Source organism: Streptomyces pratensis (assembly GCF_037137275.1).
Lineage (GTDB): Bacteria > Actinomycetota > Actinomycetes > Streptomycetales > Streptomycetaceae > Streptomyces > Streptomyces pratensis_B.
The window spans coordinates 1-20,775 of record NZ_JBBBEN010000076.1 but is presented as its reverse complement, the minus strand read 5'-3'; the positions used below and the strand labels follow the sequence as shown (position 1 = coordinate 20,775).

The 20,775-nt window shown below is 67.3% G+C and carries 21 protein-coding genes and 6 pseudogenes; 9 read left to right on the top strand and 18 right to left on the bottom strand.

Features of this window, described 5'->3' with window-relative positions:
* The 3 genes from V9U70_RS09115 to V9U70_RS09105 form a co-directional block, all read left to right on the top strand.
* A partial coding sequence (locus tag V9U70_RS09115) for a catalase (RefSeq protein WP_336673979.1) occupies positions 1 to 1,578 on the top strand: 1,578 nt, incomplete at its 5' end.
* Between the two features lie 532 nt (positions 1,579 to 2,110).
* Positions 2,111 to 2,275, top strand: coding sequence for a hypothetical protein (locus tag V9U70_RS09110; RefSeq protein WP_336673978.1), 165 nt, complete (start codon positions 2,111 to 2,113; stop codon positions 2,273 to 2,275).
* 101 nt (positions 2,276 to 2,376) lie between these two features.
* A complete protein-coding gene (locus V9U70_RS09105) occupies positions 2,377 to 3,213 on the top strand; it encodes an MBL fold metallo-hydrolase (RefSeq protein WP_336673977.1) in 837 nt (278 codons plus the stop codon).
* 45 nt (positions 3,214 to 3,258) lie between these two features.
* Here V9U70_RS09105 and V9U70_RS09100 read toward each other — a convergent pair.
* From V9U70_RS09100 to V9U70_RS09080, 5 genes and pseudogenes are all read right to left on the bottom strand, one after another.
* Positions 3,259 to 3,756, bottom strand: a pseudogene (locus V9U70_RS09100) (metallophosphoesterase family protein).
* A gap of 63 nt (positions 3,757 to 3,819) precedes the next feature.
* Positions 3,820 to 4,359: a hypothetical protein gene (locus V9U70_RS09095; RefSeq protein ID WP_336673976.1), complete on the bottom strand. Its 540-nt coding sequence runs from the start codon at positions 4,357 to 4,359 to the stop codon at positions 3,820 to 3,822.
* A 313-nt stretch (positions 4,360 to 4,672) separates the two neighbouring features.
* Entirely contained in the window at positions 4,673 to 5,848 is a 1,176-nt protein-coding gene (locus V9U70_RS09090; RefSeq protein ID WP_336673975.1) for a zinc-dependent alcohol dehydrogenase, read from the bottom strand.
* Entirely contained in the window at positions 5,845 to 6,312 is a 468-nt protein-coding gene (locus tag V9U70_RS09085; protein ID WP_336673974.1) for a hypothetical protein, read from the bottom strand. Before V9U70_RS09085 ends, V9U70_RS09090 begins: the two co-directional genes overlap by 4 nt.
* A gap of 5 nt (positions 6,313 to 6,317) precedes the next feature.
* Positions 6,318 to 6,773 carry a DUF4383 domain-containing protein gene (locus V9U70_RS09080; RefSeq protein ID WP_336673973.1) on the bottom strand — a complete coding sequence of 152 codons (456 nt, stop codon included), beginning with the start codon at positions 6,771 to 6,773 and terminating at the stop codon, positions 6,318 to 6,320.
* Positions 6,774 to 6,966: 193 nt separating this feature from the next.
* Between V9U70_RS09080 and V9U70_RS09075 the strand changes: the two are divergent.
* Positions 6,967 to 7,167: pseudogene (locus tag V9U70_RS09075) on the top strand (e9imm peptide); the annotation flags it as partial.
* 6 nt (positions 7,168 to 7,173) lie between these two features.
* Here V9U70_RS09075 and V9U70_RS09070 read toward each other — a convergent pair.
* From V9U70_RS09070 to V9U70_RS09050, 5 genes and pseudogenes are all read right to left on the bottom strand, one after another.
* Positions 7,174 to 8,051 (bottom strand): annotated as a pseudogene (locus V9U70_RS09070) (IS5 family transposase); the annotation flags it as partial.
* A 96-nt stretch (positions 8,052 to 8,147) separates the two neighbouring features.
* The gene (locus V9U70_RS09065) at positions 8,148 to 8,804 is read right to left on the bottom strand and encodes a hemerythrin domain-containing protein (protein ID WP_336673972.1); all 657 of its coding nucleotides are present in this window, start codon (positions 8,802 to 8,804) and stop codon (positions 8,148 to 8,150) included.
* Positions 8,805 to 9,451: 647 nt separating this feature from the next.
* Positions 9,452 to 9,703 (bottom strand): hypothetical protein, encoded by a 252-nt coding sequence (locus tag V9U70_RS09060; protein WP_336673971.1) that lies wholly within the window; start codon positions 9,701 to 9,703, stop codon positions 9,452 to 9,454.
* Positions 9,704 to 10,208: 505 nt separating this feature from the next.
* Positions 10,209 to 10,340, bottom strand: coding sequence for a hypothetical protein (locus tag V9U70_RS09055; RefSeq protein WP_336673970.1), 132 nt, complete (start codon positions 10,338 to 10,340; stop codon positions 10,209 to 10,211).
* A gap of 14 nt (positions 10,341 to 10,354) precedes the next feature.
* Positions 10,355 to 10,741 (bottom strand): hypothetical protein, encoded by a 387-nt coding sequence (locus tag V9U70_RS09050; protein ID WP_336673969.1) that lies wholly within the window; start codon positions 10,739 to 10,741, stop codon positions 10,355 to 10,357.
* 74 nt (positions 10,742 to 10,815) lie between these two features.
* On the opposite strand from V9U70_RS09050, the gene V9U70_RS09045 reads away from it, so the two are divergent.
* Positions 10,816 to 10,965 (top strand): hypothetical protein, encoded by a 150-nt coding sequence (locus V9U70_RS09045; protein ID WP_336673968.1) that lies wholly within the window; start codon positions 10,816 to 10,818, stop codon positions 10,963 to 10,965.
* Between the two features lie 332 nt (positions 10,966 to 11,297).
* On the opposite strand, the gene V9U70_RS09040 is transcribed toward V9U70_RS09045, so the two are convergent.
* From V9U70_RS09040 to V9U70_RS09030, 3 genes and pseudogenes are all read right to left on the bottom strand, one after another.
* Positions 11,298 to 11,603, bottom strand: coding sequence for a hypothetical protein (locus V9U70_RS09040; protein WP_336673967.1), 306 nt, complete (start codon positions 11,601 to 11,603; stop codon positions 11,298 to 11,300).
* A pseudogene (locus V9U70_RS09035) lies at positions 11,600 to 12,062 on the bottom strand (DNA polymerase III subunit alpha); the annotation flags it as partial. The gene V9U70_RS09040 and the pseudogene V9U70_RS09035, both read right to left, overlap by 4 nt.
* A gap of 392 nt (positions 12,063 to 12,454) precedes the next feature.
* Positions 12,455 to 13,153: a hypothetical protein gene (locus tag V9U70_RS09030; RefSeq protein ID WP_336673966.1), complete on the bottom strand. Its 699-nt coding sequence runs from the start codon at positions 13,151 to 13,153 to the stop codon at positions 12,455 to 12,457.
* A gap of 554 nt (positions 13,154 to 13,707) precedes the next feature.
* Between V9U70_RS09030 and V9U70_RS09025 the strand changes: the two genes are divergently transcribed.
* Positions 13,708 to 14,322 (top strand): hypothetical protein, encoded by a 615-nt coding sequence (locus tag V9U70_RS09025; RefSeq protein ID WP_336673965.1) that lies wholly within the window; start codon positions 13,708 to 13,710, stop codon positions 14,320 to 14,322.
* Positions 14,319 to 14,570 carry a helix-turn-helix domain-containing protein gene (locus V9U70_RS09020; RefSeq protein WP_336673964.1) on the top strand — a complete coding sequence of 84 codons (252 nt, stop codon included), beginning with the start codon at positions 14,319 to 14,321 and terminating at the stop codon, positions 14,568 to 14,570. The genes V9U70_RS09025 and V9U70_RS09020 overlap by 4 nt, the downstream gene beginning before the upstream one ends.
* 322 nt (positions 14,571 to 14,892) lie before the next feature.
* Here V9U70_RS09020 and V9U70_RS09015 read toward each other — a convergent pair.
* Positions 14,893 to 15,099: pseudogene (locus tag V9U70_RS09015) on the bottom strand (transposase); the annotation flags it as partial.
* Between the two features lie 195 nt (positions 15,100 to 15,294).
* Entirely contained in the window at positions 15,295 to 15,912 is a 618-nt protein-coding gene (locus V9U70_RS09010) for an NYN domain-containing protein (protein ID WP_336673963.1), read from the bottom strand.
* Between the two features lie 812 nt (positions 15,913 to 16,724).
* Here V9U70_RS09010 and V9U70_RS09005 point away from each other — a divergent pair.
* Complete coding sequence (locus V9U70_RS09005; RefSeq protein WP_419723957.1) at positions 16,725 to 17,933, top strand: IS701 family transposase; 1,209 nt, start codon at positions 16,725 to 16,727, stop codon at positions 17,931 to 17,933.
* Positions 17,934 to 18,042: 109 nt separating this feature from the next.
* On the opposite strand, the gene V9U70_RS09000 is transcribed toward V9U70_RS09005, so the two are convergent.
* A protein-coding gene (locus tag V9U70_RS09000; RefSeq protein WP_336673981.1) for an IS5 family transposase occupies positions 18,043 to 18,833 on the bottom strand; the annotation gives its coding sequence in 2 pieces (ribosomal slippage) (positions 18,043 to 18,531 and positions 18,534 to 18,833; 789 coding nt in all).
* Between the two features lie 123 nt (positions 18,834 to 18,956).
* Between V9U70_RS09000 and V9U70_RS08995 the strand changes: the two genes are divergently transcribed.
* Positions 18,957 to 19,544 (top strand): SMI1/KNR4 family protein, encoded by a 588-nt coding sequence (locus V9U70_RS08995; RefSeq protein WP_336673961.1) that lies wholly within the window; start codon positions 18,957 to 18,959, stop codon positions 19,542 to 19,544.
* A 309-nt stretch (positions 19,545 to 19,853) separates the two neighbouring features.
* Here the strand turns inward: V9U70_RS08995 and V9U70_RS30700 are convergent, their stop codons facing one another.
* A complete protein-coding gene (locus V9U70_RS30700; RefSeq protein WP_336673980.1) occupies positions 19,854 to 20,048 on the bottom strand; it encodes a helix-turn-helix domain-containing protein in 195 nt (64 codons plus the stop codon).
* Positions 20,049 to 20,129: 81 nt separating this feature from the next.
* Positions 20,130 to 20,605 (bottom strand): annotated as a pseudogene (locus V9U70_RS30695) (recombinase family protein); the annotation flags it as partial.
* Positions 20,606 to 20,775: the final 170 nt, after the last annotated feature.

Below are 20,775 nucleotides of genomic sequence, written 5' to 3'. Positions count from 1 at the left end.
GACAACCAGAACCAGCGCACCGTGGGGGCCCGGGGCCCGGCCACTCTGGAGAACTACCAGTTCCTGGAGAAGATCAGCCACTTCGACCGGGAGCGCATCCCCGAGCGAGTGGTGCACGCGCGGGGCGTGACGACCTACGGCCACTTCGAGGCGTACGGGAAGTGGGGCGAAGAGCCCATCTCCCGCTACACCCGCGCCAAGCTGTTCCAGGAGGCGGGCAAGCGCACGGACGTCGCGGTCCGCTTCTCCACGGTGATCGGCGGCCGTGACTCCTCGGAGGCGGCGCGCGATCCCCGCGGGTTCGCCGTCAAGTTCTACACCGAGGACGGCAACTGGGACCTCGTGGGCAACAATCTCGGCATCTTCTTCATCCGCGACGCGATCAAGTTCCCCGACGTGATCCACGCCCTCAAGCCCGACCCGGTCTCCCACGAGCAGAAGCCTGGACGCATCTTCGACTTCATGTCGCAGACGCCGGAGAGCATGCACATGCTCGTGAACCTGTTCAGCCCCCGGGGCATCCCGTCCGACTACCGGCACATGCAGGGCTTCGGCGTCAACACGTACAAGTGGGTGAACGACCAGGGGGAGTCAGTGCTGGTCAAGTACCACTGGCTGCCGAAGCAGGGCGTCCGCAGCATGACCGCAGAGGACGCGGCGAACGTCCAGGCGGATGATCTGGGGCACGCCACGAAGGACCTCTACGACGCGATCCGGCGGGGGGACCATCCCGAGTGGGAGCTGGTCGTGCAGATGATGTCCGACGACGACCATCCCGAGCTGGACTTCGATCCGCTGGATGACACGAAGACCTGGCCGGAGCAGGACTTCCCGCCGAAGGCGGTGGGCCGGATGGTGCTGAACCGCGTTCCGGACAACTACTTCGCGGAGAACGAGCAGGCGTCCTTCGGCACAGGCGTGCTGGTCGACGGGCTGGACTTCTCGGACGACAAGATGCTGGTCGGGCGGACCTTCTCCTACAGTGACACCCAGCGCTATCGCGTGGGCCCGAACTACCTGCAACTCCCGGTCAACCAGGCGAAGAACGCCCCTGTCGCCACTAACCAGCGCGACGGGATGATGGCGTACGACAACGGGCACCACGGTGAGAACCCCGAGGTGAACTACGAGCCGTCGATCACCGGCGGGCTGCGTGAGGCCCAGTACCCGACGCACGACGAACAAGGCCCGGAGATCCGCGGCCGCCTCACCCGCAAGCGCCTCCCCCGGACCAACGATTACCTGCAAGCCGGCCAGCGCTACCTTCTCATGGAGGGCTGGGAACGGGACGACCTGGTGACGAATCTCGTCGACATGCTCTCCGCATGCGACCGAGCAGTGCAGGAACGGATGGTCTGGCACTTCCTCCTCGTCGAGAACGACCTCGGCCGCCGGGTCGGCGACGGGCTGGGCATCACCCCGCAGGACGTCAAGGAACTGAAACCCCTGGCGAGCCAGGACCTGTCGGACGACGACCGCGCACGTCTGGCCCGGCTCGGCGAGAACCCCCCACGGGACGTCGAAGGGCTCACCATGACGCACTGCGTTCCCGACGAGCGGCATGTCGTCACCCGCTGAACGCGCACGTGGGAAATAAGCGCGGGCGCACCGGGCACTTGGGCTTCCAGTAACACTTGCGGGCGAGCTGAGCACCAGGCTGGCGCGAGTGGAGCGTGGGGGCATCCGCTTCGGTGACGACGTGCACGGAACGGACCCCTTTCCCAAGTGTGAAAAGACGCGGTGCGTGCGTGATGCCTTTCCCATGACGATGCGCTCGTGTTCGACCATGAGTACGCCCCCCGGAACCACTCCGGCGTCGCGGGTGTTGAGCGCGGGACGCAGAGCCCGCCTGGGCGCCCGGAGGGTTCCGAAGTGGCCACGACGAACACGGCCCTCGGCCAGTCGCCGTACCGCACTGATGCACCGCAGCCGGTGCGCCGTCCTCACAGCTACGGGCGAGACGTTGGGCTCCCTCGAAAAAATGGCGGCCTGTGAGAGAACCGAGAAGAGAGGAAGAGAACTCGTGATGATCGACGAGGCCTTGGTCCGTGAACTACTAGACGCAGCGGATGACGACTCCGCCCTCATTCTGCTGGAGGGAGGTGCCCAGGTGGCTGGACGAGCCGCCCTCGACGGTGACGACCTCCGCGGCGCGACGGTGCTGCTGACCCGTGCCGAGCTCGTGGACCGGCTGGGCACTGCGTGCCCCGGCCCGCAGGACCTGACTCTGGTGGCGACGTCGTTGGACGACGCGGTCGGCAAGCTCGGCGGCTGACGCGCCCGCCGTGCGCGGTCCGATGTCCGCTGCGGGTATGGGGCGCGGAAAGGGGCTGTTCCAGGGTCTACCGAAGGACGACGTACGAGAGAGGCATCATCATGTCTTCGAGGGATACGCCGGTGAAGGTCCAGTTCGTCGGCAACGCGACCCTGCTGCTGCGGTACGGGCCGTTGACCCTGCTCACCGATCCGAACTTCCTCCACCGCGGGCAGCATGCCCACTTGGGATACGGCCTGGTGACCAAACGTCTCAAGGAGCCGGCTCTCACCGTCGGCCAGCTTCCCGACCTCGACGCCATCGTGCTGTCCCACCTGCACGGCGACCACTGGGACCGGGTGGCCCGCCGGAAGCTGGACCGCGCCCTGCCCGTCCTCACGACCCCGCAAGCGGCGCGGGTCCTGCGCACATTCCAGGGCTTCAACCGCGTCACGGGGCTGCGGAACTGGGAGCACCGCAGCCTCGTCAAGGACGGCCATCAGGTGCGTCTGACCGCGATGCCCGGCCGTCATGCCCTCGGTCCCCTGCGCGGCCTGTTGCCGCGTGTCATGGGAAGCATGCTCGAGTTCGGCCCCGAGGGCGGACCGGTGCGGCTGCGCGTCTATGTTTCCGGTGACACGCTGCTGTTCGACGGAGTGGACGAGATCGCCCGACGCTACCCGGACACCGACATGGCGGCCCTGCATCTGGGCGGCACCCGGTTGCCAGGTGGCCTCGTGGTCACCATGGATGGACGGCAAGGTGCGGAATTCGCCCGGCGCCTGGGCCCGCGGTTCGCGCTCCCCGTGCATTACGACGACTACAGCGTGATGAAGTCGCCGCTGAGCGCGTTCCTGGACGAGATGGCATGTCGCGGCCTTGAGGAGCAGGTCGTGCACTGCGACCGCGGCCAGATCGCGACGCTCACGCCGGGCGGAGCGCAGGTCCACGTGCGCTGACCGCGTCCCAGCGCGACCCGCTGACCGCTGCCCGGTGGGAGGGGGTCAGCGCCTGGACAGACGGTGCAGCACGACCTCGTCGAGCACTGCGTCCGCCACCGTGCATGTCATGTACGTGCAGTACGGCTGCCGTCTGCGGTCCGTCGGGGATCCCGGGTTGAGCAGGCGTAGTCCACCCGGCGCCTCGGTGTCCCAGGGGATGTGGCTGTGGCCGAAGACCAGGACATCCAGATCCGGGTAGAGCGCGGCGCAGCGCGCCTCCCGGCCACGGTCCGCCCCTGTCTCGTGGACGACGCCGAACCGCAGGCCGCCCAGTTCGACGCGGGCCACCTCCGGCAGCCGGGACCGCAGCGGGCCGTCGTTGTTTCAGTACACCCCGACCAGGCACCGCGCACGCTCCTCCATCAGCTCCAGGGTGGGGACGTCGACCCAGTCCCCGGCATGGACGACGACGTCCGCCCGGTCCACTGCGTACAACAGTTCGTCGGGGAGCCACTTGGCGCGCAGGGGCACATGGGTGTCTGAGACCAACAACAGTCGCACGGGCAGCTCTGTCGCCGCCCCGGTCGAGTCGCCGTCCATCCGCTGCCTCCCTTTTACTGGTCCTCAGTTCCAGCGGCCATGGCTGTCCGCTCGCGGGGTGGGGCCCGCCCCGGAGTGGCGGCCGGGGCGGGCGGCGGCGTGACGCTGGCCGGGCCCGGGGCCGCCACGTGCGGCAAACGCGTCGGCTACGGCGCCGGTAGCGAAGGCGTAAACAGCCTTGTGGATGACATCGATAACGAGTTCCTTGCGGGGCCACGTCGAAGGCGGTGCGCCCACGCCGGTGGCGTTCTCGAGGATCTGGTCGGTGGTGAGCCGGACGACGGTGAACTGCGCCGAGGCAAGTGGCCCGCGCAGCCCGGCGTGTGCCATGACGGAGCGCACCACACCCAGGAGGGTGGCCTGGCCGAAGTGCATGGCCCAATTGAGGAGCACAGGCTGGGTGCCCGGCCGTTCGGGCAGCCCGGCCAGGCGCTCCAGTACCCGCGCCGGCACATGCGAGTCGGGCCGTTTCGTGACAGCTTGTTCGAGCTTCTCGCCGAGGGTCATCACGATGCTTCCTACAGCGCCTGCGATCAATCCCTGCTTCAGTACCTGCTTAATCATGATCTGGGGGTACCCATATCGAGACTTTCGACGCACCTTGGGAGCGATCCGCAGGGTTGTGGAACCGGGGCGGGAGAGGTCGAGACGTACGTTGTACTTCGGACCCGTCGGCATCTCACCGTCCGGGCCGGATGGCCGCGCGGAAGCAGCCATCGCAGTTTGGCTCGGACACGTCATCTCAATGCGCGCCTCGTCCAGGGTGATGCTGTACGGCGGGCGCCCGTCAGGCGGCGCTGCAGCACCGCAGCCGTCGGCCGGCGACGGGGCGGGCAGTACAACCCCTTTCCGCCCTCGTCGCCGTCTTGGGGGCTTTTCAGCGCCCGGGTCGGATGACCACGCGTACGCAGCCGTCGGACTTGTGCTTGAACATGTCGTATGCGGCAGGCGCCTCGTCCAGGGAAAGACTGTGCGTCGCCAGATGGGACGTGCTCAGCTGTCCGGCGGCGATGCGGTCCAGCAACATGGGGATGTAGCGCTGGCCGTGCATCTGGGCCCCCCGCAGGGTCAGTCCCTTGTTGATCACCGCGCCGAGGGGGAACTTGTCGACAGCGCCGGCGAACACGCCGAGCACGAAGACCGTACCGCCCTTCCGGCAGGCGTGAACGGCCTGCCGGACGGCGGTGGGGCGGTCCGTCTGGAGCCGCAACTGCTGTTTGACCTGGTCATAAAGATGCATCGGACCGTCACTGTGCGCCTCCATACCGACCGCCTCGATGCACACGTCCGGGCCACGGCCACCGGTGCGCTCCCGCAGTTCGGCCCCGACGTCGGTGCTCGTGTAGTCGATGACCTCACTGCCGACGTACCGCTCCGTCATCTCCAGCCGTTCGGGGATCCGATCGATGGAGATGACCCGCTCCGCGCCGAGCAGGATCGCGGCGCGGGCCGCCATCTGCCCCACGGCGCCGCACCCCCACACGGCGACCACGTCACCCGGCTTCACCCCGCCCAGGTCCGCACCCATCCAGCCTGTCGGCACCGAGTCGGACACGAACAGCGCACTCGTGTCGTCGACGCCGTCGGGGATGGCGAATGCGCCGTAGTCCGCGAACGGGACACGTACGTACTCGGCGTGGCTGCCGCGCAGCCCGCCCATGGCGTGCGAGTAACCGAAAATGCCAGCGGTGTCGGCACCGAAGAGAGCCTGGCCGATACCGGGGTTGGTATTGGTGTTGTCGCACAGGGACCACAGGTCGTGGGTGCAGTACCAGCAACGCCCACAGCCGACGAACGAGCAGACGACCACCCGGTCGCCCACCGAGTGCCGCCGCACCGCGGACCCGACCTCGACAACCTCGCCGACGAACTCGTGTCCGATCACATCACCGGCCCGCATGAACGGAATGTAGCCGCCGATGAGATGGAGGTCCGATCCGCAGGTGGTCCCGGCGACGAGCCGGACGATCACGTCCTGGTCACTGAGCAGGACCGGGTCGGGCACCCGCTCGACGGACAGCTTGTTGACGCCTTCCCAGCACAGGGCCTTCACAGCACTCCCTCCCCACCTGCGCGCCGACTCAGCAACCCGATCAGCTTCCCGCCGGGGGTGTCATGGGTGGTGGACGGCGCGTCGGCCCGCATGACCTCACCCGTCTCCAGAAGGGCCTTGGCTTCGCGCAGGGCCACGCGCAGATCCTGCCGCGGATCGTCACCGGAGATCCGGGCACTGACGGAGTGGGTGGCCTCGGGCTGCGGCTGCCTGAAGCGGGCGGCGATCTCGGTGCCACGGTCGCCGGGCGCGAGGGTGATCCGCGTCTCGATCCGGTCGCCGAAGCCCTGCAAGGGCGCCGGCAGCCTGTCGCGCTGGACCTCGCCCGGATCGCGCTGGACCGTCACCACCAGCCAGCGGTCCTGGTCGGCGGGCTCCGTGTCGTGTGCGGTCAGCCGGCGCAGTAGGAGGGCCCCGGTGGTGAGCCCCGCAGCGGCCGCGAACAGCGTCTTCTTGGCGGTCACGACTGTTACACCTTCGGGTTGTTCGCACGGCGGCGGGTCAGCACGACGCCCAGCGTGATCATGCCGAGGCCGAGGACGAAGTGCAGCCAGTTGTCCGCCGTGTTCAGCGGCACGAAGTTGGCGCTGCTGTGGTGCCCGACGAACAGGCCGTACAGCCACAGGACCAGGTAGGCGGCGCCCCCGGCCAGCAAGAACGTCCGCGCTGCAGAGGCGGTGCGTGCCATGGCCACCCCGGCAACACCGAAGGCCAGGTGGACCAGGTTGTGCAGGATCGAGATCTGGAAGACGCCCAGCAGCTTCGCCTCGGAATGATGCGAGGCAAACTCCATGGTGTCGTAGTCCGTGGTGACTCCCGGGATGAACCCCAGGATCCCCACCAGGAGGAACACTGCCCCGACGATCATCGCGGCCTGCTGAACAGGCGTGCGGGGGTTCCCTGCCGGACGAGTACGCGTAGACATATAGAGGCCTTCTTTCTCAGCGGTCCGCCCGGTGAGCGGACGGGTACCCCTACAACCGCCGAACTATCGCCGGAAAGACGACTCGGCCCACCTGTCCACGGCTCCGAGCCGCCAGGCGGGTGGCGGAAGGTAGCGTCTAGGACTTGTCCGGCCGATCACGCCGCTCGGTAAGGTGCACCGATGGAGGGGCCTGATGAGTGCGGTGGGGTTGAGTCGGGCGGAAGCGGTCGCGCTTGTGCAGCGGATCATGGAGGCGGACTACGCCTCCGAAGACGAGGTGAACGACTGGCTGGACAGGCTCGACAGAGCTCTGTCCTGCCCGTCCGGTCACGTCAGCGGCCTGATCTTCTGGCCGCCGGAGCGTGAGTTGTCGGCCGGGGAGGTCGTCGACCGCGATTGCGGTGCCGAGGAAGACGTAGCTGCGTTTGTCGTAGCGTGTGGCGACTGCCCGGTGCTGCTTCAAGCGGTTGATCGCCCGCTCGACGGTGTTGCGTTTCTTGTACCGCTCTTCGTTGAAGCCCGGTGGCCGTCCGCCGCATGAGCCTCTGCGCCGGCGGGCGGCCTGACTGTCGGACTTCTCCGGGATCGTGTGCCGGATGCCCCGGCACCGCAGGTAGTTGCGGGCGGGCCCGTTGCTGTACGCCTTGTCGGCGGCGACGCTGTCGGGCTTCTTGCGGGGCCTTCCCTGCCCCAGTTTCGGAACGCGGATCTTCTCCAGGACCGGCTTGAACTGGGTGCAGTCCGCACGCTGACCTGGTGTGACGATCAGGGACAGCGGTCGGCAGCGGCCGTCCGCGCTCAGGTGGAGCTTGGTGGTGAACACGCCGCGCGAACGGCCCAGGCCCTCGCCTCCAGCACCACCTCCACCAGGCGGGCGTGCAGGCTCTGCCACGGCGTTTCGTCCTGGTGTTCTGGCCTTTCGGCTCCCTTTGAGCCGGGCACCGGCGGTGGGTCGGTGCGGGCGCCCGCCGCATGCTGATGCGCACGAACGGTGGTTGAGTCGACCGAGATGTCCCAGTCGATCTCACCTGCCGCGTCGGCCGCGGCCTGGACCTGCTGGAGCAGACGCTCCCACGTCCCGTCGGCCGACCACAGCCGGTGGCGTTCATAGACGGTCTTCCATGGCCGGAACCGTCCGGGCAGGTCACGCCACTGCACGCCGGTCCGCACTCGGTGCAGAATCCCGTCGATCACCTGCCGGTGATCCCGCCACCTGCCACAACGCCTGTTGCTGACCGGCAGGAACGGCCGCAGCCGTTCCCACTCAGCATCACTCAGATCACCCCATGCCTACATCAACGACCCAGGTGCGATGCAGTCACATGATCGGCCGGACAAGTCCTAGCGGAGGGGGTAGTTTCTGCCAGCGTCTGCTTACCATGGCGGCTGCTGCGGCGGCGCCGAGCAGCCCGATGAGGAGGCAAATGCGGCTCTTTCCCCCACCATTTGCGTGCTCGAGCGGACCCCGTCACGGAGTCGGTCATAGGCGCTCAGGGGCACCCCGAGGAGCGCGTTGCCTGGCGGTCGCCGGGGGACGGCGGGATGCGGATGGGTGGGGGCGCTCCTGCGCACGGTCTCCCAGGCCACGCCGAGCCGGCGCAGCCGGGCGGGACCCAGTGCGTCCTGGAGCCGGGGCAGAAGTTGGTCCTCCTCGTCCCTGATGTCCTGTCTGATCAGGGCGAAGACCCGTCGCACCTTTTCCTCGCGTTCCGGGTCCTGCGGGTCGAGGCGCTCGATCTCGGAGGTGAGGTCGTTGATCTGCTGGTGCTCTTCCTCGACCCGCGCGGTCAGCTCCTCGCCGTCCGGGACGCTGCGCCGGACGAGCGGCCAGAGTACGGTCTCCTCGGCGAACGCGTGGCTGAAGACGAGCTGGACGATCTCTTTGAGGGTCTGCTCTCGCTCCTCGGGGTCCGTCAGCAGGTGGCACCGGTCCATCAGCCGGTCCATCTCCGCGTGCTCGCGGCGCTGCCGTACCAGCACACTGCCCTCTCCGCCCAGCTGCTCAACCGTCTGGCCCTTGATGCTCGCCATGCTCGCGGCCCTCCTCAGCCGTCCTGCGGGTCCACCATTCCGGGCTCGTCCGCTTCAGTCCTGTCGCCCTCAGCCTGCGACGGCGTAGTACGCGGCGCATCGGAAGAGGCGGACGTGGACGGTTCGGCTGTGGTCTCACTGTCCGGCTCACGCTCGCCCTCGGCCTGGGACGGTGTCTGTTCACTCATAGATGGGCCTCCGTGCCGTCATGTCGGTGTGCGGCTGCGGTCCCGGCGCATCACCCAGCCCCAGCCACTGGGTACCCGGGACATGCTGCCCCACACCAGGCGTCGGCGGACAAAAGGGCGAGCTCCTGCGAACAGGCGGTTCGCCCCGCGGCCGAGGAGGAGGACTGCGGGCGTGTATACACCGCCGGTCGTCCAGGGACTGTGCGTGCCAGATTGTCAGGAGGCCGATGCACAAATTCTCCGCTCCTGACTCGGAGGCGGTCAAAGCCACCCAGGTGGTGCGCGCACTGGTCAGCGAGATCCTGTTCGCTCCGGACGAGGGGTTCGAGACGCCAGCCCCCTGTTCATGTCGAACTCAGTGCCGACGGGACGGATGGGTGCCGACCTCGGCGACGTCAAGCCCGGTGACGTCGTCTCCGTGGGGCGATCGTGCGTGTCAGCGGCCAAGCCGCCGTGCGGTCAGGAAACCTCGCGGCGGTCTTCCCGCCCCGAACGGGAGCTGCGGTACGCGGCACGGCGGATCGCGGCCAGGGCCGGGCCCGGGGTGAACGCCCGCACGCTGTGTGCGTACGGGTCGAAGTCGAGGGTGTCCTCCCGGTCCATGGGCAGGATGTCCCGCACCGTGAGCACCGCGAACCGCCGCCAGGACCGGTCGCCCGTCTCTGCGCACAGGTCGTACACCAGCGGCCCGGCGGTCAGTGCGGCAGCCATCCCCTCGGGATCACCGGGCACCGGCGCATGCCGGGTCCGGCGGGGGACGGCACCCAGGAGGCACGACCGGCCGGCCACCCGGTACGGCAGGAGGCTGGAATACGGGCCGCCCTGCGCGTCAGCTCGCGGCAACGGGAAATGCCGTCCGGCCCGCCCACGGCCGCTGCTGGTCATTAGCAGGTCCAGGGTGCCGTCCCGGCCGTCGGCGTCCGGCACCCGGACGGCGAGACCCAACCCGTCCGGGAGCCGCCGCGGCAGGCCAGCCGCGCGCGACAGACGGACCGTCGCTTCAAGCCGCCGAGGCCTGTCCAGCCACGGCACGCCCCAAGGCCCGCGACCATCGTGCAATACCTCCAGCTCGCCGGTGCAGGTCAGCCCCCGGGGATGCAGGGCCGGAGCCCGGCGCAGCCGGGCCAGCGCCCGAAACCCGGCCTCGACCAGGGCAACCGGCCGGAAGGCGGAGTCCGTCGAACCTGCGGCCACACGGATCGGTTCGGTGGCCCTGTCACCCATGCGCCTGGTACTCAAGCAAGTCCGTCCACACCTCCTCCGCGCCGGCGACGGTCGCGGCGAGCTTCTGGAGTTCCCTCCCGTCGAGCTGCCGACCGGGCGGGGCGAAGGGCAATCGTGCGTTCATCGTCCGTACCTCCTTCACCTCGTGTCTCGGGTCGCGGGGGTGCCGCGCAGCCAGGCGGCGATCCAGGCCGCCTCCATAGCGGCGTCCAGGAGGTATGTCGGCCGCAGCCGCCTCTTGGGGACATACACCAGATCGACGGCCAGCAGGGTGACCGCGGTGACGAGGCCGACGCGGCGGGCATGTCTCGGACCCTCGGGGTCGGCTGCGGCGGCAAGCTGGGTGAGGCCGACGCCCGCGAGCAGCCCGCCCGTGGTCATCTGCAGCCACTCGTCGGTCTTCGGCCCGAAGACCCATTCAAAGCTGCGCAGGTGCACCAGCGGCCACAGGCCGCCCACGAGGTTGAAAACGCCGTGCGCGGCGGCGATCGTCGCCGTCGGTACGGGCAGCGAGCTTCTACCCATGGGGCCTCCTCCTACCGGGACTGCCGCGAGTACCCCGAAGCGCGCGTCCTACCCCGGACTTTAAGACACGGTGCATGGGACGGGTAGCCGGGTTTCTGTCAAAACATTCACCTTGCGATGATGGCTATAGCCTCGTCCGCCAGTACGTCAAGACCGTGGTCGCGGTGTTCCTCACCAACGGCCACGGTGAGGTGTTCGAGGCCGAACCCATCTACCTCACCTGATCGGCCGATTCGACCCGCAGCAGGCATCACTTGCCCTTCGGTCGTTCGCTAACGCGGAGATCTCAAGCCAGCTGCAGCGTCCTCGGTCTCAGACGAAGTGGGCCGAACTCCTGAAGGTGCTCGACGTCAAGATCACCGGACGGCCGGAGCGGGAACTCTTGGATGCAATCAGAGAGTTCTCTGGCACTCCGGACAAGCTCCGCCTGGCGTCCGGCATCAAGCGCTACCTCGACGTAGTGCCTCGCTGAGCCCATAGCACCGCGAAGAACGGCCACGGACCCGCTGTGGACTGCCGGTCAGGACAGTCTTCCTGCGACGAGTTCGTGGCCGTTCTACTTCCGGAATCCTGGAACTTGTCGGTTTCGCGAGGGCCCGGCGCCGGCTGAGCTCGGGACGCCGTGGAGCGCGAGCAGGCGCAGGTGGAGCACGGCCACCAGGCCCTCGACGTCGCGGCCCCAATACGTCAGGGCGCCGCTGAGGTCGACGTAGGCGGACCAGCCTGCGGGCAGGGGCTCGACGCGGGAGCTGATGCCGTCAAGAACGGTGAGCAGCTGCCCGTACAGCTCTTCGCTCCGCTCGGAGGGATGGAAGTGGATCCGCAGGATCGCGCGCGACCGCGCGCCTCGGGCGTCGCTCATCCGGCGCTCCCTGGGCTTCGGTGGCCGTAGCGGGTGAGGTCGGCCGAGCGGGTTCCGCCGGGCTGGAGGTCGCTCCAGGGGTGCAGGCGGGCGCCCGCAGTGCCGTCGGGGATCGTCCGCCCGGGTGCGGGCGCGGGGGGCCTGGCCGAGGAGGTCGAGGACGGCCTGGGGGCCGTGGGTGGCGCGGGCGGCGGCGAGTTCGTCGAGGTCCCAGGCCATCTCGCCGACCACGGTGCGCCGGGGGCCGCGGGCTTCGACGGTGCCGCGGACGAGGAGCAGGCCGTGGTGGAAAACGGTGTGGGCGCACCGTTCGTGGGAGTCCTCGAAGAACCCCAGGCCCACCAAGCCGCTGCCGTCTTCGGGGGTGACGAAGATGATGCGCTTGCCCGACGCGATGGGCGGGGTCTGGGTGGAGGCGCGGACGCCGGCGACGAGGACGCGCTGTCCGGGGTGCATCGCGTACGCCCGGCAGACCGCTGAGAACAGGCCCGAACCACAGCTTCCCGGCGCGCTCCCCCGTCGCCCAACCGTTGGTCGTCCTACGCTCCGTCGGCGAGAAGGCCGGGGGTGCAGACCTTGCAGAGCCGGAAGCGGGTTCCGCCTCTGGGGCCGGTCCGAGCGGTCACCCCGTCGGCACAGCCCGACGATCTCGGCCTTGAACTCCGGCGTGAACGAACGGCGAGGGCGGCGGGGCTTCTTTTTCCATGCTCTCCATGATGGACATCCTCTCGAGGCTGAACCCCTGATCTCGAATGTCCGTCAAAGCGGATCAAGCTCAGGGGCCGGTACCCGCATCGCGGGTACCGGCCCCTCATGCAGGCCTCACGTGGCTACGTGGATGGCCAACCGTCTTATCCGCGGTCGGTCAGGTAACCGCCCACGAAACCGCGGTAGTCGCCCCACACTCGCTGCCGCTTCGACCAGGAGCCGAGGCCGCCGGTCCACTCGGCCGACCAGGTGACTTCGGAGTGGGCGTTGTCTGCCGGGGCCGCCGAGATCCACTCGGCTACCACACCTTGCGAGAACGAGGCCACCGGAACGTAGTTGTAGTGGCTCGCGCTGCCCGCGTAGATCTTGTCTGTGTCCTTCCCCGTGACGTGGTAATTGGTCCTGACCGCGACCTTGGTGACTCTGACGCCGAAGATGGTGTCGTAGACCGAGTGCTCGGCCCACATGGTTCCGGTTCGCGCGAGCGGGTTGCTGCTCTCACTCTCGGTCACGATGACCTGCGCGCCGGCGGCACGCACCGTCCGCGTGTCCTGCGTTTCCCCCACGTTGTCCAGGAATGCCTTGGTGGTCTCGACATCGTTGATGAGGTCGAGGAACTTCTCCTGCTTGTCCGCCGAGAGCGCCTTGAACTGCTTGGCGGTCTCGGAAGCGGTCGGCTCCGATTTGGCCTCGAGCCAGGCGACATAGGCACCCGGCGACGAGGACGCTGCAGGAACTCCCGAATCGGCGGCGACGGCATTTCCGGGGAGTGCCGCGAGCACAATTGCCCCTACGACAGCACTTGCGGACATGAGAGATCCCCGACGGGTGTTCTTACGCATTCCATACCTCTTTTTTGTGGCTGGTCGATCCGGTCATGCGAGGTGACACGACAGAAAAAGGAACTATATGCACCTGATCAAGGCGCACAACTCATCCCCCCCGGTTCCCCCCGCTTTTGGCGAGCCGCACTAAATTCCCTGTTTTCCAACGACGGCTTCGCACAATCACAAACGCTCTCCCAATCGCCACCAAGAGTCAACAGGGTTTTCACCTTCTGAGGTTCCGTTGAGGATTCCGCGATACGAGATACTGCAGAATAGGGGGATTTTGCCGGTCGGGGGCTCTTGAGAGTGACTGAAATTGAGCAATCAGAATAAGCCCCATAGGGACTGGGTGGGCCGAAATTGATCGATTGGCGAATGGTGGCTAGAACTGGGCGGGTTGAGGTTGACCGCAGCGGCCACCCGTATCGACAGCCCACTCCTGGCCGGCCCATGCCTCAGGCGGGGCCGGGGTCGGACGGAAGTGTCCGGCCGCGCGGCGGGGTTCCTTGAGCCTGTGCTGCCATGTATCGTCTATCGATAGCATCGCTAATCGATATGCAGGAGGATCCGTGACCCAGGATCGAAAGCTGCTTGAACCGATCACCACGGTGGTGTCGTTCGCCCTGCGCCTGCTGACGGGTGTCGTCGTGGCGGGGTTCGTCTTCACCGTCACCCGCGGGGGATGGAGCGACGCGGTCGTATGCGTCACCGACTCGACGTCGAGCAGTTCAGGCGCCGCTGACGCCTTCGCCCCCGAGAAGGGGGCTGAGGTTGGTTCCGTGCCCCGCTACTGCGCCACGGACCCCAGTACATATCAGCGCCTGCTCGACCACATCGGCGGGCTCCTGTCCCTCGCCCTGTTGGCGGCCGGCCTTTTCCTACTCAACCGGTTGCTTCAGGGTGCGGCGAAGGAGGGCGTCTACACCCTTCGGACCGCGTCCAGGTTGCGGGCACTGGGCTGGTTGCTGCTGATCGGGAGTCTGATGGCCGCCACTGTCCAGGCAGGCGCTGAGGCGGCGCTGCTTGCGACGTTGGCGCAGGATGCAAAATTCTCCGTCGGACCATGGTTCCAGCTCTGGGAGCCTCCTTACTTGGCGCTTTTCACCGCAGTCGGGCTGGTGACTTTCGCGCGAATCATCCGTGTCGGCACCCGCATGCAGGAAGACCTCGAAGGTGTCGTGTGAAGCCTGGCGAAGAAGGAGAAGATCATGCTATCGGGGTCCATCTCGACCGTCTCCTCAGCGATCGCGGTATGACCCTCACAGAGCTTGCCGCGCATGTCGGCGTGACAAATGTGAATCTTTCCGTGCTGAAGAACGGTCGAGCCAAAGCGATCCGGTTCACCACGCTTACGCGAATCTGTGAAGTGCTCGACTGCCAACCGGGCGATCTGCTCAGTTGTCGAACCACCAGGAATCAAGAGAGCCTCTGATGTTTGACAAATACACCGATAGGAAGAAAAATGTACGGAGCGATTGACATAGGGACACAGATTAAAATCGGGGTCGCCGTCGTGGCGATCATTGCGGCGGCGCTCCTTTGGCGCAAACACCGCAACTGAAACCGAAAGTACGGAAGGAGTGGCAGAGAGCTAACCTCGAAGTTTCATGACGGTCCGCCGACGGAGTCGGTGGGCCGTTTTCGTGCCGTGGGCTGAGGGTGGGCATGTTGAGGCCCGAGTGTCGTCTCGGGGAGGCGCCGGGTTCCACTGCTCCGGTGTCGGATTGCTGTGGTAGGAGCGGGAAAGTTGCTGGTCAGTCAAGGTTCGGTAGGAGTGCGAGTCGTGCGAGGGCGGCGGTGACCACGTCGGTCCAGGGCCAGTGGCGGGCCAGGCGGAGGATGCGCCGGCGGCCGGTGGTGACGAGCTGGCCGGTGGTGGTGAACAGGCGGAGTCGCAGGCGGCCGGGTTCCCAGAGCCGGGCGGTGCCGGTCAGGGCGAGCATCGGCAAAGGAGCGAGGACGACGTCCGCTCAGCCTGGCACCGCCTGGTCCAGGCCCCGCACGAACGCGTGCCCGCCGGAAGCTGAACCCCGGACACACCACAGCCCTGACCGGATGCCACCCAGTCGGGGCCGCCGTCGTGCCGGGCCGGGGGAATGCAAATCAGCGGGCGTCGGGGTGCTGCCCCACGAGCTGGGTCTCGCCGGGATTCTCCGTCAGGCCCACTTCGCCGGGCGTCCGATGACGTGTCCGGTCGCCGGGTCGACGACCTGGTCGGGCAGTTGGGCGCCGGAGAACTTGGCACGGCCGATCGGGAAGGACGCCGGCATCAGGGTCTTCAGTTCGTTGGAGTACCTCTTGGGCGGGAACGCCGCCATGATGTGCGTCCCCGGCGCGAGGCTCTTGGCCTTGCGGACAGCGGGGGCGAGGTCGCTGTCCGCACTGATGATGACCGCCGAGGTCGCCGACTTCGTCGCCACGTCCGCGACGAGGGAGACCGCGATGTTGACGTCGGTCTCCTTCTCCTCGTAGTGCGTCCAGCTGCTGCCGCACTGCCGGCACGTCTTCTGCTTCGCCTGATAGCGGCCCTTGATGATCTCCACCGTGTCGCCGCTGTGAGCGGGAAGAGCCTGGAGGTAGGCGTCCTGCCGACTCAAGGCTCCGGGGTCGTTCATGACGGACGCGGTGAAGTACTTGACCTTCACCAGCTGGTCGCGAGGACGCAGCGTCCGAGCGAGTTTCTCCAGGTCAAGCCAGAGGAATCGGCGCCCGTACCTGGAGTGGAGCCCGTGGTACAGATTGAAACCGTCGACGTAGACGATCAGCTCAGACACGCTGGGTGCCCCTCCCGAGAGCCAGAGGCAATGCCCCAGGGCCCTGGCACTGCCGGCCTCGAACAGCCGGGGTTCACTCGCCTGCGCGCACAACCTGCCTATGAATACAAAAACGGCCCCTTGCGGGGCCGTCGAACCGGGGCCTTGCAGACCCGGCGGGGTATGCGTAGACCATACGACCTGCAACGCCTCGCGTCAATGCAAGACAGCCACCGACGGCACCGGACACAGGCCTGCCGCAAGAGCTGAGGACACCTGTTCCGCCCTTTGACCAGGCGTGAATACCCAAGGCACTGTCGTTTCCGTAGGGAACGGTGGCCCGCCCTTCACGGCCTGGACGGCGCAGTCGGCGACCGGCCTCTCCGACGGCAGGGCTGTGGGCACCACGCAGCTCCCACCAGAGGCGGTCCAGCTCTGTGCCCTGGGCGAAAACCCCGTGCCAGCCGGAATCCAGTGCGGCGAACCGCTCCAGCATCTTGCGGAACAGAACCGGGTCATCCGACCTCGTCGTGTGCAGCACGACGTTCGCCAAGGGTTCAGCAGACTGGTCCCACCACTGGAGGGTGTTGCCTCGATCGTCAATGGGGGCGGGGGAGTGCTCGACCGCCCCCACCGGCAGGAACGGGCTGGGCGCCATGGAGCCGAAGCCGGTGGGAAGCGCATTCGATCCGACCCGCAGGGAGGTCAGGCGAAACAGCTCCCCCACCCTGGGCACCGCCGCCGCTTCCGGCCATCCGCCGTTCCGACCGTTACTCAGCTTAGTACTCCAGCAGCGGTTCGTGTCCTGAGCTGGCGCTTGTCGTTGTCCTGGTATGGAAGGGATGACTGAAGTCGGTTGCTGGGGTGGCGAGTTGGAGTCGGTTTTCGCGCGGGTGGCGGGTAGGTTCGCTCGGGCGGATCTGCGGTGGCGGATGCGGGACTACGTCCGTGGTCTGCTGGGGCGGGCGACACGCAAGAACGGCTGGCAGCTCGCGGAATGGGCAGGTCACCGCACGCCGGACGGCTTCCAGCGGCTGTTGAACAGCAGCGTCTGGGACGCGGACGCCCTGCGTGATGATGTCCGTGATTACGTGGCCGAGCGGCTCGGTCCGGGTGGCGTGCTGATTCTCGATGACACCGGGTTCGTCAAGAAGGGCACCACGTCGGCCGGGGTCGGCAGGCAGTACACCGGCACCTCGGGGAAGATCGACAACTGCCAGATCGGTGTTTTCGCCGCCTATGCGACCGGTTCGGGTCGAGCTCTGGTGGACCGGGAGCTGTATCTACCGAAGTCCTGGACCGCCGACCGTGACCGCTGCCGGGCGGCGAAGATCCCCGACGAGCGGGGCTTCGCGACCGAGGGGGAGCTGGCGAGAGACATCGTGCGCCGCTGTCTGGCCGCAGGTCTATCGGCTGCCTGGGTGACCGCGGATGAGGCGTACGGGCAGGACTGGAACTTCCGCCGCCTGCTCGAACAGCTTGGCCTCGGTTACGTGGTGGCGGTGCCCAAGTCCCAGCAGATCAAGTCCCTGGCCGGGATCTGGCGCATCGACGAGCTCATCGACGAAGCCCCCGCCGATGCCTGGCAGCGGTTGTCCTGCGGCGACGGGGCGAAGGGCCCACGCGTCTATCACTGGGCCGCCCATCACCGCTGGGTGCTGGCCCGCCGCAGTCTCTCCGACCCCGGCGAGATCGCCTATTACCTCGCTCACGCGCACGTCGGCATCGAGATCGACGAACTCGCCCGGATCGCCGGCAGCCGGTGGGCGATCGAGGAATGCTTCCAGGCCGCGAAGAACGAATGTGGCCTGGACGAGTACGAGGTCCGTCGCTACCCCGGCTGGTACCGGCACATCACCCTCGCCATGCTCGCCCACGCCGTCCTGGCCGCACTCGCCGCCCAGGCCGCCGTCGAGGCCGTAAAAGGGGCTGCAGAAATGGATCAGCCCTCGTCCCGCTCACCGTGGCAGAGATCCGCCGGCTCCTGGACACTCTCCTGCCTCATCCCCGAGCCAACCACGATCCCGTCACCCACGCACTGAACTGGTCCACCTGGAGAAGACGCCGCCAGGCCATCGCCCGCCACTGCCACTACCGAAAACGCAGCTCAGGAGACGAACCGCTGCTGGAGTATTAGAGCTCGTAACACGATCATGTGCGTGTCTTCTTGAGGTGTCTCCAGCAGATCAGGCTGCAAGCCAGGGAGACGAAGGCGTCGTGGAGTTCGGTGCGGCATTCCCAGCGGACGGCGAGACGCTTGAAGTGATGGAGGAGCGCGAAGGACTGCTCGACAACGTAGCGGAGCTTGCCCATCCCTTTGATGTTCGGGCAGCCCTTGCGTGAGATGACAGGCAGGATCCGTCGCTTGCGTAGCGCGTCCCGGTTCGGGTTGGAGTCGTAGCCCTTGTCGCCGAGCAGGGCGTCGGGCCGGCGGCGGGGCCGGCCCGGGCGGCCCGCGACGGGCGGGATCCCGTCGACCAGGGCGAGCGTCTGGGTGACGTCGTTGACGTTCGCGGCAGTGGTGATGACCTTGAGCGGGGTGCCGCGTCCGTCACAGATCAGGTGGTGCTTGCTGCCCGTCTTCCGCCGGTCGACCGGCGACGAACCGGTGTCGGGTCCCCCATTTTCGCGCGGATGTGGGAGCCGTCCACGCACGCGCGTGACCAGTCGAGTCCGCCGGCCGCGTTTAGCTCCGCGAGTAGGAGTTGGTGCAATTGGTCGAAGACTCCTGCCTTCTGCCACCGGTCCAGGCGACGCCAGCAGGTCTGGCCGGAGCCGAACCCCAGCTCGAGGGGCAGGAGTTGCCACGCTATGTCGTTGTGGAGAACGAACAGGATGCCTTGGAGACAGAGCCGGTCCGACACCGGCCGCGGCCCCGGCGACCGTTCCGGCCACGGCGGCAGGAGCGGTTCGATCAGCGCCCATAAGTCGTCGTCCACGATCCACGGCGAGTGCTCACACCATCACGAACGGCCGAATCGTCAGATCGGTCACGCCCCACCAGGACGACTCAGCAAGATCGTGTTACGAGCTCATAGGGTGACGGGGACGAGAGAAGATGCACCATGGATCCCCGCATACCCCGCCTGCGCCGCAAGCTGGCCGCGATCCCGTTCCAACCACTGCGCAGCCACTCCTTCGGAGAAGAGCAACACAAGTTCCGCCTCGGTCCGAAGCAGGCAGAAGCACGCGTCGCTGCGTTCGAGGCCGAGCACGACATCGCCCTGCCCGACGCCTACCGGCAGTTCCTCACGCACATCGGCGGCTCAGGCGCGGCGCCGTTTTACGGCCTCATGCCGCTGGAGCGGTGTTCCCTGCTGGTCATGAACCTGCGTGAGAAACCGGGGACACCCCGCGGATTCGACGACGCAGAACCCGGGAGTCACGGACGCGACCTCTTCCTCCACGTCATCGAAATGGGCTGCACCGACGTATGCGTCATCGCGGTGACCGGTCCCCTCACCGGCCGCGTCCTCATCGGCAACAGCGACGGGTTCTGGGGCCCCAACGCCTCCTCCGCCACCGAATTCCTCGACTGGTACGAACGCTGGCTCAACCACATGAGCGCCGGACGCGACAACCGGGCCCTGGAACTCACCTCACCCCAGCTTCGTGCCCAACCCGACAGGCATCGCATGGCACCGAAGATCTGACTTTCCGTAACCACTCCACGGAAAGTGAGCCAGAACCATTTCTCGCGAACGTCCACGATCCCGCGGAGCATCAACTGCTGCCGCAACCAGTGAACAAACGCTGCTGCACAACGTGAACGAAGCCACCCACGTCGTCTGCTCCCCGCGCCCGCAGGGGCGGCCCCTCCGAAGGGGGCCCGAAAGAGGACTCGAAACACTGCTCCCCGCGCCCGCGGGGATGGCCCTGCGGGGGCCACGCTCGGCACGGCGGCCGCGGGCTGCTCCCCGCCCTCGGGGAGTATCCGAACGGAAATTAGCGGTAGTGCCTGATCACTCAGTAGGCGTCGCAGGACCTGGCAGTTCGGCGGCTGGGGCCTCGGCGAGTGTGAGGCGACCGCCCTTCAGCTCAGGCACGTAGTTGTAGATCGTGTTTCTGGAGACGCCGAGGAGCTTTGCGATCGAGGTGACGGTGTTCTCCGGGCGGGCGAGCAGGTCGCGGGCGTGACGTACCTGTTCCTCCGTCATCGCCGGCGGGCGGCCGAGTCGGGCACCGCGGGCGCGGGCGGCGTCTAGGCCCTCGTTGGGGCCCTGCACGCTGAGTTCGCGGATGAACTCCGCCAGGGCCGCGAAGACGTGGAAGACCAGGCGCCCGCCGAGCGTGGTCGTGTCGAGCGCCTCGTGCAGCGAGGTGAAGCCGACGCCGCGCTTGCGCAGGCCGGACACGATCGCGATGAGGTCCTGGATGGAACGGCCGAGCCGGTCCAGTGACGGGACGACGAGGGTGTCGCCCTCCCGCAGGTAGTCGAGGGCCTTCCACATTTCCTCGCGTTCTTGCCAGACTTCTTGTCGGAGAAGATCTGGAGGCATCCGGCTTCGGTGAGGGCGTGGATCTGCCGGTCGAGCAACTGCCCCTTGGTGGACACGCGTGCGTATCCCACGAGGCCGCCGGTCCGTACGGCCGGAACGGGGGAGAGAAGATCGGCGGTGTCGTGGTCCTGAGGTGGCTGCACCTGCCAGATCGTACAGAAAAGGGTGGCCCTCAAGTTAAGCACATCGACTTTCTGACACCTCTTTATTGGCATGATCCGGTGCCGATCCGGCCGCGAACACTCGCTTACCGATCTTGCTCATCATTCGGTCGATTCATCAGCACCCGCCTGACCTTGCCAGTAGGTGAGGTTGTTCCGGGTGGTCAGGGTGTGGGGATGGTCCTCGCCCAGCACCCGCGCCATGTCGGACAGCAGGTCAGCGA

Excerpts from the sequence above, each read along its gene's own strand:
- V9U70_RS09065 (WP_336673972.1), bottom strand. The coding sequence starts at position 8,804 with ATGGCGAGCATCAAGGGCCAGACGGTTGAGCAGCTGGGCGGAGAGGGC.
- V9U70_RS09080 (WP_336673973.1), bottom strand. The coding sequence starts at position 6,773 with ATGTCTACGCGTACTCGTCCGGCAGGGAACCCCCGCACGCCTGTTCAG.
- V9U70_RS09055 (WP_336673970.1), bottom strand. The coding sequence starts at position 10,340 with ATGAACGCACGATTGCCCTTCGCCCCGCCCGGTCGGCAGCTCGACGGG.
- V9U70_RS09105 (WP_336673977.1), top strand. The coding sequence starts at position 2,377 with ATGTCTTCGAGGGATACGCCGGTGAAGGTCCAGTTCGTCGGCAACGCG.
- V9U70_RS09095 (WP_336673976.1), bottom strand. The coding sequence starts at position 4,359 with ATGATTAAGCAGGTACTGAAGCAGGGATTGATCGCAGGCGCTGTAGGA.
- V9U70_RS09050 (WP_336673969.1), bottom strand. The coding sequence starts at position 10,741 with ATGGGTAGAAGCTCGCTGCCCGTACCGACGGCGACGATCGCCGCCGCG.
- V9U70_RS09060 (WP_336673971.1), bottom strand. The coding sequence starts at position 9,703 with ATGGCTGCCGCACTGACCGCCGGGCCGCTGGTGTACGACCTGTGCGCA.
- V9U70_RS09005 (WP_419723957.1), top strand. The coding sequence starts at position 16,725 with ATGGAAGGGATGACTGAAGTCGGTTGCTGGGGTGGCGAGTTGGAGTCG.
- V9U70_RS08995 (WP_336673961.1), top strand. The coding sequence starts at position 18,957 with ATGGATCCCCGCATACCCCGCCTGCGCCGCAAGCTGGCCGCGATCCCG.
- V9U70_RS09030 (WP_336673966.1), bottom strand. The coding sequence starts at position 13,153 with ATGCGTAAGAACACCCGTCGGGGATCTCTCATGTCCGCAAGTGCTGTC.
- V9U70_RS30700 (WP_336673980.1), bottom strand. The coding sequence starts at position 20,048 with ATGACGGAGGAACAGGTACGTCACGCCCGCGACCTGCTCGCCCGCCCG.
- V9U70_RS09045 (WP_336673968.1), top strand. The coding sequence starts at position 10,816 with ATGGGACGGGTAGCCGGGTTTCTGTCAAAACATTCACCTTGCGATGAT.
- V9U70_RS09040 (WP_336673967.1), bottom strand. The coding sequence starts at position 11,603 with ATGAGCGACGCCCGAGGCGCGCGGTCGCGCGCGATCCTGCGGATCCAC.